Source organism: Streptomyces sp. P17 (assembly GCF_032436805.1).
In the GTDB taxonomy this organism is placed as follows: domain Bacteria; phylum Actinomycetota; class Actinomycetes; order Streptomycetales; family Streptomycetaceae; genus Streptomyces.
This window is the reverse complement of the sequence record NZ_JAVRBF010000793.1, coordinates 1-273: the sequence shown is the minus strand read 5'-3', so window position 1 is coordinate 273 and position 273 is coordinate 1. Positions and strand designations below refer to the sequence as shown.

The following is a 273-nucleotide window of genomic DNA, read 5'->3' as shown; positions in this document are numbered from 1 at the left end:
CCTTTACTCTTGCTTTGACCACATCTACAGCAATGGGGTTCGGCTCTAGCCTGATAAAAGAGATGGCTAACACTGTGTTTAACAACGCTGGTGACACTCCTAAAGGTGTAGGAGGTACTCCTAAAGGCGGTGGTTCTCTATTTAGCGAAATAGGTAAATCGTTCAAAACAGGAAAAGCGGATGGAGGCTTCAAGTCAGGAATTAAATCTGCTTTTAACACCTCTAAAGAGGTTGGTAGCCTAGGACTTAACTCAGTTAAGGACGCTTACAACG

1 protein-coding gene is annotated in these 273 nt (G+C 44.0%); it reads left to right on the top strand.

The window, feature by feature from the left end; all coding sequences use genetic code 11:
- Positions 1-62: 62 nt before the first annotated feature.
- Positions 63-273 (top strand): hypothetical protein (locus RMT89_RS42985; protein ID WP_315889194.1); only part of this gene is annotated, 211 nt, incomplete at its 3' end.